11 protein-coding genes are annotated in these 14,285 nt (G+C 67.3%); 8 read left to right on the top strand and 3 right to left on the bottom strand.

The window, feature by feature from the left end; all coding sequences use genetic code 11:
* Nucleotides 1-100 precede the first annotated feature (100 nt).
* The 4 genes from KA419_03580 to rsmD all read left to right on the top strand — a co-directional run bounded on the left by KA419_03580 (nt 101) and on the right by rsmD (nt 4,360).
* Complete coding sequence (locus tag KA419_03580; GenBank protein ID MBP7865007.1) at nt 101-2,035, top strand: hypothetical protein; 1,935 nt, start codon at nt 101-103, stop codon at nt 2,033-2,035.
* An 80-nt stretch (nt 2,036-2,115) separates the two neighbouring features.
* Nucleotides 2,116-2,571 (top strand): hypothetical protein, encoded by a 456-nt coding sequence (locus KA419_03585; protein MBP7865008.1) that lies wholly within the window; start codon nt 2,116-2,118, stop codon nt 2,569-2,571.
* A 305-nt stretch (nt 2,572-2,876) separates the two neighbouring features.
* Entirely contained in the window at nt 2,877-3,803 is a 927-nt protein-coding gene (locus KA419_03590) for a hypothetical protein (GenBank protein ID MBP7865009.1), read from the top strand.
* Nucleotides 3,800-4,360, top strand: coding sequence for a 16S rRNA (guanine(966)-N(2))-methyltransferase RsmD (gene rsmD / locus KA419_03595; GenBank protein ID MBP7865010.1), 561 nt, complete (start codon nt 3,800-3,802; stop codon nt 4,358-4,360). The genes KA419_03590 and rsmD overlap by 4 nt, the downstream gene beginning before the upstream one ends.
* On the opposite strand, the gene KA419_03600 is transcribed toward rsmD, so the two are convergent.
* Together KA419_03600 and lpxD are read right to left on the bottom strand one after the other, a co-directional pair.
* The gene (locus tag KA419_03600; protein ID MBP7865011.1) at nt 4,347-6,053 is read right to left on the bottom strand and encodes a DnaJ domain-containing protein; all 1,707 of its coding nucleotides are present in this window, start codon (nt 6,051-6,053) and stop codon (nt 4,347-4,349) included. The two genes, rsmD and KA419_03600, sit on opposite strands and share 14 nt — an antisense overlap.
* Nucleotides 6,043-7,074 carry a UDP-3-O-(3-hydroxymyristoyl)glucosamine N-acyltransferase gene (gene lpxD, locus KA419_03605; GenBank protein ID MBP7865012.1) on the bottom strand — a complete coding sequence of 344 codons (1,032 nt, stop codon included), beginning with the start codon at nt 7,072-7,074 and terminating at the stop codon, nt 6,043-6,045. The genes KA419_03600 and lpxD overlap by 11 nt, the downstream gene beginning before the upstream one ends.
* A 169-nt stretch (nt 7,075-7,243) precedes the next feature.
* Here lpxD and murJ point away from each other — a divergent pair, with 169 nt between their 5' ends.
* A complete protein-coding gene (gene murJ, locus KA419_03610; GenBank protein ID MBP7865013.1) occupies nt 7,244-8,851 on the top strand; it encodes a murein biosynthesis integral membrane protein MurJ in 1,608 nt (535 codons plus the stop codon).
* A gap of 211 nt (nt 8,852-9,062) precedes the next feature.
* Here the strand turns inward: murJ and KA419_03615 are convergent, their stop codons facing one another.
* Entirely contained in the window at nt 9,063-10,517 is a 1,455-nt protein-coding gene (locus KA419_03615) for a hypothetical protein (protein MBP7865014.1), read from the bottom strand.
* Between the two features lie 803 nt (nt 10,518-11,320).
* On the opposite strand from KA419_03615, the gene gcvT reads away from it, so the two are divergent.
* The 3 genes from gcvT to gcvPA all read left to right on the top strand — a co-directional run bounded on the left by gcvT (nt 11,321) and on the right by gcvPA (nt 14,284).
* Complete coding sequence (gcvT, locus tag KA419_03620) at nt 11,321-12,415, top strand: glycine cleavage system aminomethyltransferase GcvT (protein MBP7865015.1); 1,095 nt, start codon at nt 11,321-11,323, stop codon at nt 12,413-12,415.
* Between the two features lie 130 nt (nt 12,416-12,545).
* Nucleotides 12,546-12,935 carry a glycine cleavage system protein GcvH gene (gcvH, locus tag KA419_03625; GenBank protein ID MBP7865016.1) on the top strand — a complete coding sequence of 130 codons (390 nt, stop codon included), beginning with the start codon at nt 12,546-12,548 and terminating at the stop codon, nt 12,933-12,935.
* Entirely contained in the window at nt 12,935-14,284 is a 1,350-nt protein-coding gene (gene gcvPA / locus KA419_03630; GenBank protein ID MBP7865017.1) for an aminomethyl-transferring glycine dehydrogenase subunit GcvPA, read from the top strand. The genes gcvH and gcvPA overlap by 1 nt, the downstream gene beginning before the upstream one ends.
* The last annotated feature ends 1 nt before the right edge of the window (nt 14,285 follow it).

Consider the following 14,285-nt stretch of genomic DNA (forward strand, 5'->3'; position numbering starts at 1 on the left):
GGGCCCGTTCGCGGGCGCACTCCCCACCGAGTAAAAAAACGATATTGCTTCGTTCGGATTTTTTGTATAATGAATTTTATCTCGTTTGCGAGGTGATCGTATGAAAAAGAACCTGGCCGTTTTGTTCCTGCTCCTGTTCTGTGCCGCCCTCGTGCCCGCACAATCGGGGCCGTTCACACCCGCTGCCGCGGTGACCCTGAACATCACCCCGAGTTCCCCGACCATGGGGGAGGACATCACGGTCGAGGTTTACGTGAACCTGACCGGCGTCACCAATTCCGGTTCCACGGCGGCCGCCCTGGGCGGTTTCTGCGTCCCCGTCGCCTTCGACAACACGCGCATGCAGCTGAAAACCGTGGTCAAGGGCGCCGCTTCCCAGTTCACCGGGAACATCACCTACACCGACCTGCCGCGCGCCAACGCCCGCGGGTTCGTCACGGTGGTGAACGCCCAGACCTCCGCCGGGGTGCCGACGGGGAACGTCCACGTGGCCACCCTCACCTTCGGCCTGACCGAGGCGGGGAGCATGCTGTTCAACGTGAACTCCGCCCGGACGGACCACGAGGGTTCCCTGGCGTCCACTTACGACCCGGGCCACGGCGGCGGGCCCGCCCTGATCACCTACAACGACCAGAACACGACCCTGAACGTGGGCGCGGGGACCAACAACTACCACCTGATCTTCCCGGCGTTCGTCTCCAAGTCCTCGGGTTCGGTGTTGGACTTCCAGGGCGTGACCCTCGTCAACGAGTCCGCGGCGGCCGCGGCGATGACCTTCCGGGCGTACGACGCCACCGGGGCGCTGATCACCGCCGCCGGGATGGTCAACCCCAACACCCTGGCCACCCCGCTGCCCGCCAACAACCAGTACGTCCGAATGGCGGAGAACCTCTTCGGCGCCTCCGCCGCCCTCAACATCGAGCAGGGCTGGATCGACGTGGAGTCGCCGGTCCACAACATCAGCGGCTTCTTCCTCCTCGGCCACCTCGTCGGGGCCTCCGTGACCCAGATGGACGGCGTGGACGTCAGCCACATCTCCACCTCCCGCCTGATCTTCCCGCTGCTCTGGAAGGAAGCCACCCGTGACACCAAGGTCACGGTGGTCAACCCGTCCGCCACGCCGGCCGCCGGGACCCTCGAGGTGATGAACGCCGACGCGTCCGTGTTCAGCACCACCCCGATCAACGTCCCCGCCCACGGCATGTACGAGGCGACCTTCCCCGCCAACACCCTGGCCGGTGACGGTTACTTCGACGTGACGCTGACCTCCGGCGCGGCCACCGGCCTGGAAACCTTCGGCAACACCAACGCCATGGCCGTCCTGGCCGCCATGGACGGGAACCTGATGTCCAACATCCTGTTCGCCCCCCAGATCGAGACGGGTCTCCTCGGCATCCGCTGGTTCACCGACATCAACGTGGTCAACCCGGGCACCGAGGCGGCCAACGTAACCTTCCGCCTCTACAACAACACCGGCGCCGAGCAGGTGACCGCCGCCACGCGGACCATCCAGCCGGGCGCCCAGCTCCGGATCCAGGCCCACACCCTGTTCGGCCTGCCCGACCCCCTGACCGCCACCAACGCCGTCACCGGCTACCTCAAGGTGGAGAGCGACAAGGGCCTGGTCGGCAACGTGACCTTCGGCGACGCCCAGAACGGGACGATCCTGTCGAGCCTCCCGCTCATGTCCACTGCCAGTGCCAAGCGGCAGACCTACTTCGACCACGTCGCCCTGGGGACCATCAACAACGTCACCTACTACACCGGCATCGCCATGGTCAACCCCAGCAAGGACCGGACGGCCCACGTCACCGTGACCCTCTACAACGCCACCACCTTCGCCGAGGTCGGCCAGGCGACGGTGAACATTGCCCCCGGCAACCGCTTCATCAACATGGTGTCGGCCATCGACCCGACCTTCAACGTGACCCAGTTCGGCGGTTTCGTGAAGATCACCTCGGACGTCGAAGTGTACTCCTTCATGCTCTTCGGCGACGTGGCCTCCGTCTTCATGTCCGCTGTGCCCGTCCGCTGACGCGGACGTGATACTTCCGAACCCCGCCCCGCGGCGGGGTTTTTTTTTGCCGGCCCCGCCCATGGAGGATGAGCGAGCCCATGAGCACCGCTGCAAGCACGACGCGATCGGACGCGCTGGACCGGGCGGCGGAGGCGCTCCTCGCCTCCCCGTACACGGCGGCCCTGACGGGCGCCGGCGTCTCGGTGGAGTCGGGGCTCCCCGACTTCCGCTCCGCCGACGGGCTCTGGACCCGCTACGACCCGACGGTCTACGCCCACATCGGGGGCTTTCACCGTCACCCCGAGAAGATCTGGACCTTCGTGAGGGAACTGATCGTTTCCTTCGGGGATGCGGCGCCCAACGAGGGCCACCGCGCCATGGCCGCGCTGGAGGAGGCCGGGAGGCTCCAAACCGTCGTCACGCAGAACATCGACAACATCGAGATGAACCTGGAGGAGACCTCCCTTACCCACTCTCTGACCGATATCTTCATCCAGGGCCCCTTCGGCCGGACCATGCCGGAACTGGCCCGCCGGGTCCTGGCTCGGGCCTGAGCGCCTCCGGGTGTACGCGCCTTCTGCCGGAAGGCGCCGTTGCGCGGGACGCCGAATGCAAAGGCGAATTGGGCGGGTGACCCTTCTGGCGAGCGTCCCGCAAGGATGCCATGCGGGCGGTTTCGAGAAAGTCGATTCAACTACAAAGAACGCAGAGAACGCAAGTGTGACGGAACAGCGGAGGTGGCGATGCCGGCACACGGGAGCGCGAAGATCCGATCGCGGCTGCCCATCTACGGCAAAGGCGTTGCAGAATCGGCGCCGGGTGCTATAATGCCGCTTTTACGTTTGCTGCGAGGGTCAACATGCAAAAGGGAATTCTGAGAAAAGCCGTCCTCCTGATCGCCGTCGCGACGGGGGTTTCCTGGGTGGACGCCGCCGAGGCGCTCCCGCTGAGCGACCTCGTCCGGAACCTGTCCCAGTGTCTCCACCGGGGAAGCTGGTTCCGGGACCGTTCCGACTACTACCAGCGCTTCTACATGGAGCGCTTCAAGGGGCGCAGCGCCGAGGCCGCGGGGAACGTCCCCTTCTACCGGCGCCTGTCCGTGGCCCTGGTCAGCCCCACCCCGAAGGGCGAGGTCATCGCCCGCCTGGTGTACGACACCGACGGCAACATGAAACCCAAGGAAGTCCGCCCCAGCAGCAGGAACGTCTTCGGCGCGCCCGGGTTTCTGGAGCTGGTTTTCTTCCCGCTCTACCCCGAACTGGTGTCCAGTTACGAGATCATGGACCTCGGCGCCTCCAGCGTGAGCGGCCGGGAAACGCGGATGCTGCGTCTTCTGCCCCTGCCCGGCGCCGAGAAAAAGCCGCTGGTGGAAGGTGTTTTCCATGTCGAGCCGGACACCGGCCGTCCGGTCCGCCTCACCGTGACCCGGCTCCACAACTTCGAGGCCCTGGACTCGAAACTGAAGAAACTTTTCGAGTTCAAATGCGAACTCGACTTCCGCACCCTGCCCAACGAGGTCAGCGTCCCTTGGCGGTGCAAGGGGAGCGGCTACTCCGAGATCATGCGGTGGAACGGATTTTTCACGTTCACCTTCCAGGAGTGGGACTACCGGCCGTGTTCGCTGCCCCAGTACGCCGACGTGAAGACCTGGTTTGAAAAACTGCAGGGCTTCAGCGACCCCGCTCCGCCCGACACCCCGCTCCCCGCGGACCGCCTTCCGGAGGCGACGGAGACGGAGCCGACGACCCCGGCCGAGACGGACCTCTCGGACGGGAGCGAACGGTGAGGGTGATCGGCGGCCGGTTCAAGGGCCGCCGGCTCCACGCCCCCGCCGACCTGGAGATCCGACCCACCATCTCCCGCCTGAAGGAGTGTTACTTCAACATCGTGCAGGAGCGGGTCCCCGGGGCGCGTTTTCTCGATCTCTGCGCCGGGACCGGGTCCATGGGGATCGAGGCCCTCAGCCGCGGCGCCCGGGAAGCGGTATTCCTGGATTCGGGACGGCAGGCGGAAGCCTTGATCCGCAGGAACCTTCAAATCTGCGGGGTCCCGGAAGGGGCCCGGCTGATCACCGGGGATTTATTCCGCGAACTTCCACGACTTGGGCTGGAGAAGGTCCCCTTCGACCTGGTCTACTTCGACCCGCCCTATTTCCGCGGCATCTACGAGCATGCGCTGGCCCTGGTCGGGGCGCACGGCCTGCTGGCGGCGGACGGCCTGCTGGCGGCCAACCACTTCAAGAAGGTAGTGCTCCCGGAGCGGGTCGGCCCCCTGGGGAGGGTCCGGGAGGTCCGGCAGGGCGACTCGGTGCTCGCTTTCTACGCGCCGCTCACTTCTTCTTGAACAGGCTCTTCAGATCGATCTTCATCAGGTTCTTGAGTTCGAAGGGCTTCTTGTCCTTGATACCCAGGGCGTTTTTGGCCATGGCGTTCTTGGGGTCGGCCTCCAGGGTCAGCTCGTAGTAGCGCCGGGCGCGGTTCTTCAGGTTGACCTTGTCGTAGAACATGGCGATCTCGATGAGGAACTCCGCGCGTTTCGGGCTGAGTTCGGCCGCCTTCAGGAGCCGTTCCTCGGCTTCCTTGAGTTTCTGGGGGTTCATCGCGAGGGTCTTGCCCAGCATGTACTGGATCTCCGCTTTCTCCGGCGAAACGCGGACCGCCTCCCGGAAATGCTCCAGGGCCTCGTGGAACTGCTTCCGCTTGAAGGCGTCCTTCCCGTGGAGGAAGTGCTGCTGGGCCTTGTGCTCGAGGCTCTCGTAGGCCTTCTCCTTGTGCGGGGCCCCGGGGGGGGCGGCAGAACCGGGAGAAGTCCCGGGAGAAGCCCCGGCGGCGGGGCCCGCTGCGGAGGGCGCGGCGGGCGGGGCCGGCGATTTCACGGCCGAGCGCACACGGCCCGGCTTGCAGAACTCGGGGAAGCGCTCGTGGTAGGACGCGCGCTTTGAGGTGTCCTTCAGCGTCTCGTGGGCCTCGGTGATGGCCGCGAAGATGGTGTCCACCTTCTTCGTCAGTTCGGGGTTGCCGTAGCGCTGGAAAACGTCGGGGTGGAATTTCTTGGTCAGCTCCACGAAGCGTTTCTTGATCTCGCCGGTCTCGGCGTGGGGCGAAACGTCCAGGAGGGCATAATAATCCGACTGGCCGGCGAAGAGGGACAGGTCCTCGATCTCCTCGAGCAGTTCGGGGGGGACGATGATGAACTTGGCGGTCGTCGATGCGGCCGCGGAGGGCGCCACCGGGGAGTGGGCGGGCGTCGGGCTTGACAGCGTGGGCGCCGGGCGGGGCGGCTCGGTGGAGACCGTCTCCCGGGAACGGGCAGGCGCCGCCGGCGCGGGCGACGGGGGAGGGCCGGGGGCGGGGCCCCGGAGCGGGCCGGTCTTCTCGCGGGGCGCGGGGGCCAGTTCCCGGATGATCCCGAAGGAGAGGAACAGGAGGAGGGCCCGGATCACCTGTTCCTCGGGAAGGCCGGAGGAGAGGACGAGGTCGCGGAAGGACAGGCCCTCCTGGAGCCGGGTGAGGAGGAAGGCCTGCTGGGAGGAGAGCATGATCTTCGAGGCCCGGCCCATGTAGTCGGGCAGCAGCCCGACCCGCTTGTTCTGGTCGCCGATCTTCCGCTCCACCTCGGCGAGGGGGATGGTCCGGGCGAACACGTGGGAAAGGATGGCGGAGACGGGGATGGGGAAGCACTCGGCCGGGAGGACCACCGTGCCCTCGGTGAAACGGATCATGGGGTTGACCCCGAGCCGGCTCAGGTCCCCCACCAGCTTCCCCAGGAAGTCGGTGAGGATCGGGGCCAGGGACTTGCTGGGGCAGAGCGGGGCGAGGGGGTCGCCGCACGGGGCGCTGCCGGCGTCCCCGGCGGGGTTGACCGGGAGATGGAGGGCGTCCAGGAACTTGGCGCTGATGGAGACGAACTTCCCCTCGCGAAGGCCGAGGCAGAGCATGCCGTTGCCCTCGGGAACCGACAGGTGCCCCGTCCGGCCTCCCTGGTGGACGAGGGTCAGCGTCTCGAGGACGTCCTTGCCCGTGATCTCATTGTTCATGGTCACCTTCCTGGCCATCCAGTTTCGCCTCGAGGCGGCGGAGGCGGTTGTTGATCTCCGGGAGTTTCGGGAAGAGGAGCACGGCACGACGGTAGACCCTCTGATCGGTGGCCAGCCACCCCCAGAGCTTCTTCCCGTCCTCCACGTCCCCGGCGACACCGCTCCCGGCGAAGATCATCACGCCGTTGCCGATCCGGCAGTGGCCCGCCACCCCCGACTGCCCCCCGACCATCACGCGGTCGCCCAGAATCGTGCTCCCCGCCAGGCCGGACTGCGAGGCCATCACGACGTTCCGCCCGACCTCGCAGCCGTGGCCCACCTGGATGAGGTTGTCCAGCTTGGTGCCTGGCCCGATCACCGTGTCCTCGAGGGTCCCCCGGTCCACGCAGGTGTTGGCCTGGACCTCCACGTCGTCGCCCAGGACGACCTTCCCGGCCTGGACGATCTTGTGGTAGACGCCCTTCTCGTCCGGGGCGAAGCCGAAACCGTCCCCCCCGATGACGCAGCCGTTCTGGAGGACGACGCGGTTTCCGAGAACGCAGTGTTCCCGGATCACGCAGTTGGAGTGTACCAGGACGTCGTCCCCGAGGACCGCCCCCGTGTACACGGTGGAGTTGGGCAGGACCCGGACACGACAACCCAGCCTGACGTCCGCGTCGATCACCACGTGGGCCCCGATGTAGCAACCGTCCCCCAGGGTCACGCTCGCGTCCACCACGGCGGTGGGGTGCACGAAGGGCCCCTCGGGAAGCGGTTGGCGGTAGAAAAGGCCCAGGGACCGGGCGAAGGCAAGGTAGGGGTTTTTCGAGCGGATGAGGGGTTTCCCCCATTCCTCCGTGCGCAGGCCGACGATGAAGGCGGAGGCCCCGGACCGGTGGGCCTCGGTCAGGTGCCGGTCGTCCGTCAAAAACGCCAGCTCTCCCTCGCCGGCCCGCTCCAGGCTCCGCATCCCCCGAATCTCGACCTCGGCCCCCGAGGTCAGGGTCCCGTCGATGGCGGCGGCGATATCGCCCAGTCTCATTCCATGCTCCTCCCTGACGACGAATGTTGAACGGTTTCCAGCGATTGTGGCCCTCGGGGGTGAAAGAACTGGAAACGCAAATCCCATCATAGTATAATCCGGCGTCGGTGTCAATATAAGCCTTTCTATATTATGGGCTTATTGTCAGATTCAAGGAGAGGTGGCCCCGATGGCGGCGGACCCGGAAAAGGCGGACCCCCCGCGGAACCCGTCCCAGGGCGGGACGGGCCGTTTTGCGTTCTGGGTGGCCGCGGGCATTCTCCTCAGCCGGGTGGCCGGGTTGATCCGGGACCGGGTCTTCGCCCACTACTTCGGGAATTCCGATGCCGCCGACGCCTTCCGGGCGGCCTTCCGGATCCCCAACTTCCTGCAGAACCTCTTCGGGGAAGGGGTCCTCTCGGCGTCCTTCATCCCGGTCTACGCGGGGCTCGTCGGCCAGGGGAGGCGGGAAGAGGCGAAGCGGGTGGCCGGGGCCGTGCTCGGGCTGCTCTCGCTGCTCACCGCGCTCCTGGTGGCGGTCGGGGTCCTGGCGACGCCCTGGCTCATCGATGCCATCGCGCCCGGCTTCACCGGCGAGAAGCGGGAACTGGCGATCCTCCTGGTCCGGGTCCTCTTCCCCGGGGCCGGCCTCTTCGTGGTGTCGGCCTGGTGCCTGGGGATCCTCAACAGCCACCGGAAATTCTTCCTCTCCTACTCGGCCCCCGTTATCTGGAACGCGGCCATCATCGCCGTGCTCGTGGCGGGGGGCGGCAACCCGCAGAACCGGCTGGCCGTTCTCGTCGCCTGGGGTTCGGTGGCGGGGAGCCTCCTCCAGTTCCTGGTGCAGGTCCCCGGGGTGGTGCGCTGCCTGAGGGGGCTCCGCGTCACGCTGAACGCCCGGATCGCCGACGTGCGGACGGTGATCCGCAACTTCGTCCCGGTCTTCCTGGGCCGGGGGGCCGTCCAGATCAGCGCCTACGTGGACTCCCTCCTCGCCAGCCTCCTCCCGACGGGCGCGGTGGCGGCCATGGCCTACGCCCAGACCCTCTACCTCCTGCCCGTCAGCCTCTTCGGGATGTCGGTCTCCGCGGCGGAACTGCCGGTCCTGTCCGAGGAGGCGGGGGCGGACTCCCTGGACCGGGAGGCGCTGAGACGGCGCATCGGCACCGCCCTGCGGCGCATCGGATTCTTCATCGTCCCGGCCTCGGTGGCCCTGCTCGCCCTGGGTGACCTCGTTTCGGGCGCCATCTACCAGACCGGCCGCTTCACCCGCGCCGACGCCGTCTACGTCTGGGGCATCCTGGCAGGTGCGGCCGTGGGGCTCCCGGCCACCACCTTCGGGCGACTCCTGGCCTCGGTGTTCTACGCCTTCAAGAACACGCGGACCCCGCTGCGCTTCTCGGTCCTGCGCGTCGGCCTGTCCGTCGCCCTCGGGGTCCCCCTCGCCCTCTGGGTGCCCGGCCGGCTGGGCCTGGACCCCCGGTGGGGCGTGGCGGGCCTGACCACGGCGGCGGGAATCGTGGGGTGGGTCGAGTTCCTGTGCTTGAAGCGCGCCCTGGGAAGACAGATCGGCCGTGTGCCGGTCCCCTGGGCGTTCCTGGGCGAGTTGCTGGCCTGCGCCGCCGCGGGGGCCGCCGCCGGCTGGCTGCTGCGGCCGCTGTGCGCCGGCTGGCACCCCCTGCCGGGGTCCCTCGCCCCCCTGGCGGCTTTCGGGGTTGTCTTCGGCGCCCTGGCCGTCGTCTTCGGCTTCCCGGAAACCCGCCGTTTCCTCCCCGCCCGCTTCCGTAATCCCCGATGAATCTTGACATCCCCGTGGTGACCCTTCGCACGCTTTGCGCCGGGTGAGCGCCGGCCCGGATCCTGATCTCGCAAAGGCGCAAAGCTCGCAAAGAAAACCGGATCGCCCCGCCTTTCGGAAGCTCTCTCGCAAAGGCCCGGAAGCCCTTCGTGTATTCCGTGTATTTCGTGGTGCCTTCCCCGGTTTGTCCAGGTTGGGACAGACGAAGGGGTCAGCGGTCGGGGGTTTCGGGGAGGCAGGCGCGGCAGATGGTGTCCCCCGGCTTGAGGGGGGCCCCGCAGAAGAGGCACTTTTCGGGGGTTTTGTCCTTGAGGGGCGCGCGGGATTTCCGCTTGTCGCCCCCGGCGGCGGTGCGACGCTGCAGGACCGCCTCGCAGCGCCAGACCAGGCCCTGGATCTCCGGGGCGGTCTTGTCGATCCGCGCCCGCCACGTCACCTCGTCGTAACGGTCGAGCAGGTCGAGGACGCGGCCGGCGCGTTCGGGCCCGCCCTTGACGAACCGCTCCAGGGAACGGTAGGCGAGCTTCCGGAGGTCGGCCACCGTGGTGGTGAAGGTGCACAGGAGGGCCAGCAGGACGGCCTGGACCCGGCCCGAGATGTCCTCGCCCGTGAGCTGCATCTGCTCGAGGTAGAACGCGAGGCCGTCCAGGACTTCCGGGGAAGGGGACTCGAAGAAGGGGGTCACGATGTCCGACTGCTCCGGGTGGAGCCGGAAGAGCATCTTGTCGCTGTTGGCCTCGTCCACGAAGGGGGCGTCGTCCCACTCCATGTAGAAGTAGGTCCAGCACTGTGGGCAGCGCCGCATGTGCGGGCCGATGGCCTCGATCCGGCGGGCCGCCTCGGGGAACTCGGCGGAGAGGGCCCGGAAGGTGATGGAGTCCGGGAGGGCCCGGCAGACGGGGCAGTTGGACCGGAGGGTGTTCTCGCAGCCGCTCAGCATGGCCTGGAGGTGGGGGTCCTTGTCGAGGCCCCGGGCCCCGAGGGCCTCCCGGACCGCGTCCAGCCGTTGCCGGTCTTGGGCGCCCAGGGCGGAGAGCGTGGACATGATGGTGACGAAGGCGTCGCTGTTCCGGTTGATCACCCCCAGCGCCTGGGTCAGGGCCGGGATGGCCGGGGTGATGTCGCATCCCTTCCGCCGGTTTTCCGCAAAGAAGCGGGCCGCGCGGTCCACCTTCACCGGGTGGCGGGGGGCGTCGAGCAGGGCCTCGAGGTGGGCGGGGGCCTTCTCGGTGAAGTCGGCCGCCAGCTTCCGGATGTAGCTGAGGGCGACGGCGGTTCGCCGGGCGCCTTCCTGGCGGCTCAGGCGGGTCAGGGTGATCTCGTCCTCGGAGCCGTCGACGCGGTGCTCGTAGTCGAAACGCCACGCGTACAGGGTCCCGCAGTCGGGGCACTCGAGCAGGCAGTGGTTGGGGTGGCTGGTGTCGGTGTCGAAGTAGGGGGCGCCCAGGACCCGGAGGCACTTGAGGTTCCGGGGAAGGGTGTCGGTCAGCATCTGCCCCGCCTTCCACCGGGCCCATGATCGGTCGGCGATCTCCCGGCAGAGGGGGCAGGCGGTGTGCGGGTGGCGGTGCGTTTCGCCCGGCCCGGCCGCGGAACGGGGTCTCCGGCGGGGTTTGCCCCCCGGGCCCGAGGCGTCCGGATCGGTCGGATGGTCTTTTTCGCTCATGGTCTCATCGTGAAAAACCGTGCCCGCCCTGGTCGGCGGGCGGTGGAACCGTGGCCGTGAACACGACCCCAGCATACCCGCAAGCGGGCCCTTTGTCAAGGCTCGACGTCGAGGCCGTGTCAGTGCCGTGCCGCTCCGGCGGCCCGCGCGGCGCGGTCAAAACGGCGATCCGGGCCTGCGCGTCGCACGCCGCATGGCGGGCAGGAGTTTTTCCTGTACCGTCGCGGATCCCGTCGCGATACCGATAGCGATACCGATGCCGATAGGTCACTCTCCGAACCTGCAGCCCAACCCGGACAAACCGGGAAGAAACCACGGATGAACACGGATGGACACGGATCATCCGGACGCTCCAGAAAAATAACAGGCGGTCTTTACCTCTCGCAAAGGCGCAAAGACGCAAAGCCTCGCAAAACCGGAACCGGAAAAGGGGGATTCCTTTGCGAGGCTTTGCGTCCTGGCGTCTTTGCGAGAGACCTGATACGTCGATTCCGGAACCGGATCAGCACCAGTGGGGCATTTTAGCCCCGTGGCATGCGGACGACGCTGCCGGGATTCCCTCCTCCGTCCCCGCATCGGGTTTCCCCGCTCTGAAAGCGGTGGGAGCCCACCGATGATCTCAAATCTTGCTCATTTTGCCAAAGATCTTACTTCGTAGGGACTACAGCCCACAGCCTATCAACCTCCCCCATCGGCTTCTCCCCCGGATTTCCCCGCCGAATCGCTTGACAGGCACACCCCCGAGTGCTAGGCTTCACCCTTGTCCCGACACTCGAATCCCCAAGCCGGAGGTCCCCGTGAACATCGATAATCTCAAGAAAACGCCCCTGACGGAAACGCACCGTTCCCTGGGCGGGAAGATGGTTCCCTTCGCCGGGTACGAGATGCCCGTGCAGTTCTCCTCCACCATGGAGGAGCACCTGGCCGTCCGCAAGCGCGTCGGTCTCTTCGACGTGTCCCACATGGGCGAGGTCTTCATCGAGGGGCCGGACGCCCTCGCGCTGGTCCAGAAGCTCACCTGCAACAACGCCGAGAAGCTGGCTGACGGGCAGATCCAGTACTCCGGGCTCATGACCCTGGAGGGGACCTTCGTGGACGATCTCCTGGTCCACCGGTTCAGCGACCGCAAGTTCATGCTCTGCGTCAACGCCTCCAACCGGGGCAAGGACGTGGCCTGGATCCTGGAACATAAGGAAGGCGACGCCCGGGTGGAGGATCGCAGCGATGCCTACACCCAGATCGCCATCCAGGGCCCGAAGGCGCTGGAGACCCTCCAGCCGCTGACGGACGTGGACCTCTCCGCGATCAAGTACTACTGGTTCCGGGAGGGCAGGGTGGACGGCGAGGAGGCCATCATCGCCCGCACCGGCTACACCGGCGAGGACGGGTTCGAGATCTACTTCGCCCCGGGCCCCGCCGACCGCATCTGGCGCAAGCTGCTGGAGACCGGGAAGCCGTTCGGGGTCATCCCCTGCGGCCTGGCCTGCCGGAACACGTTGCGCCTGGAGGCCAAGATGGCCCTCTACGGCAACGACATCGACGACACCACCACGGTCCTCGAGGCCGACCTCGGCTGGATCTGCAAGCTGAAGAAGGGCGAGTTCAACGGCCGGGAAGCGCTCCAGAAGCAGGCCGACGCCGGGGTCAAACGCAAGCTCGCCGGCTTCGAGATGACGGGCAAGGCCCCGGCCCGGGACCACTACCCGGTCTACGCCGACGGCGTGAAGGTGTCGGACGTGACCAGCGGGTCGTACGCCCCCTATCTCGAGAAGAACATCGGCCTGGTGTACCTCCCCGTGGCGCTCGCCCAGCCGGGGACCCCCATCCAGGTCGAGATCCGCGGCAGGCTCTACGACGCCGTCGTCGTGCCCACGCCGTTCTACAAACGGAACTACTGAGTACGCGGCCCGAGCCGAGGGCCGCGCCCGGATTGAAAACGAAAGCGCCCGCCTCGGCTCGGCGGGCGTACGGGTGGAAAGATGCCGCCCGCCTCGGCTCGGCGGGCGTACTTTAGAGGAGGTTAACCCCATGTATTCCGATGATTTTCTCTACACCAAGGACCACGAGTGGGTTCGGGTTGAAAACGGCGACGCCACGGTGGGGATCACCAACCACGCCCAGCACGAGCTGGGGGACATCGTCTTCGTCGAGCTGCCCGACATCGGGAAAACCCTGGAGGTCGGCGAGAAACTGGCCACGGTGGAGTCCGTGAAGGCCGTGTCCGACGTGTACTCGCCCGTGGGCGGGGAAGTGCTCCAGGTGAACGACGTCCTCACCGAGAAGCCCGAGCTGGTCAACCAGGACCCGCACGGGGAAGGGTGGATCGCCAAGCTTCGCCTGGCCGACCGGAAGGACCTGGAAGGCCTGATGTCCGCCGACGAGTACGAGACGTACCTGGCGGAGGTGGAGAAGTCCTGATGGCCTACATACCCAATGCGCAGCGCGAGGTGGCCGCCATGCTCGCGGAGCTGGGGCTGCCGGATGTCAACGCCCTCTTTGCGTCCATCCCCGGGGCGGTCCGGCTCGAGGGGCCGCTCCCCATGCCGGAAGGGAAATCGGAACTCGAGGTGGACCGCCACTTCCAGAACCTGGGCCGCCTGAACACGGGCGTCCTGGAGTTCGCCACCTTCCTGGGCGCGGGGGCCTACCGGCATTTCGTCCCCTCGGTGATCGATGCCCTGATCTCACGGTCGGAGTTCTTCACGGCCTACACGCCCTACCAGCCCGAGATCAGCCAGGGGACGCTCCAGGCCGTCTTCGAGTACCAGAGCATGGTCTCGATGCTCACCGGGCTCGACGTGACCAACGCCTCCATGTACGACGGCGCCACCGCCGTAACCGAGGCCGTCCTCATGGCCAACCGCGCCAACAACCGCAAGCGGGTCCTGGTGGCCGGCAGCCTCCACCCCTTCTACCGCGAGGTGATGTCCACCTACGTCCGCAACTTCGAGATCGTGCTGGAGACCCTGCCCTGGGGCCCCGACGGTCGCCTCGATGCGGCGTCCCTCCAGTCGAAGCTGGGGGATGACGTGGCCGCCGTGGTGGTGCAGTCGCCCAACGTCTTCGGCGTGGTGGAGGACCTCCCGGCGGCCGCCGACGCGGCGCACGGGAAGAAGGCCCTCCTGGTGGCCGCCTTCACCGAGGCGCTCTCCCTGGCCTACCTCCGGCCGCCGGGGGAGTGCGGCGCCGACGTGGCAGCCGGCGAGGGGCAGTCCTTCGGGATCCCGCTCTCGTTCGGCGGGCCCTACCTGGGGATCTTCTCCACCACCAACGCCCACGTCCGGCGCATGCCGGGGCGCGTGGTGGGCCTGACGAACGACACCCAGGGGCGCCGCGGCTTCGTGCTGACCCTCTCCACGCGCGAGCAGCACATCCGGCGGGAGAAGGCCACCTCCAACATCTGCACCAACGAGGGGCTTTGCGCCCTCATGGCGTCGGTGTACCTCTCGTATGCCGGCCGGTCCGGTCTGAAGGCCGTGGCCGAACAGAATGCCGCCAAGGCCGCCTACGCGTCGGAGGTTCTCGCCCGCGTGCCCGGCGTGCAGCGACGTTTCACCGGCCCCTTCTTCAACGAGTTCGTCCTGACGCTGCCGCGAGACCCCCAGGCCTTCGCCCGCTACTGCAAAACGCGGAGGATCGTCCCGGGCGTGCCCCTGAAGTGGTTCTACCCGGAGATGACCCGGGAGATCCTGGTGAGCGTCACCGAGATGAACACCCGGCAGGAGATCGACGCGCTGGCGTCGGCCCTCGCCGAATTCTGCCGGTAGC

The sequence above is a fragment of the Acidobacteriota bacterium genome (genome assembly GCA_018001935.1).
GTDB lineage: Bacteria > Acidobacteriota > JAAYUB01 > JAAYUB01 > JAAYUB01 > JAGNHB01.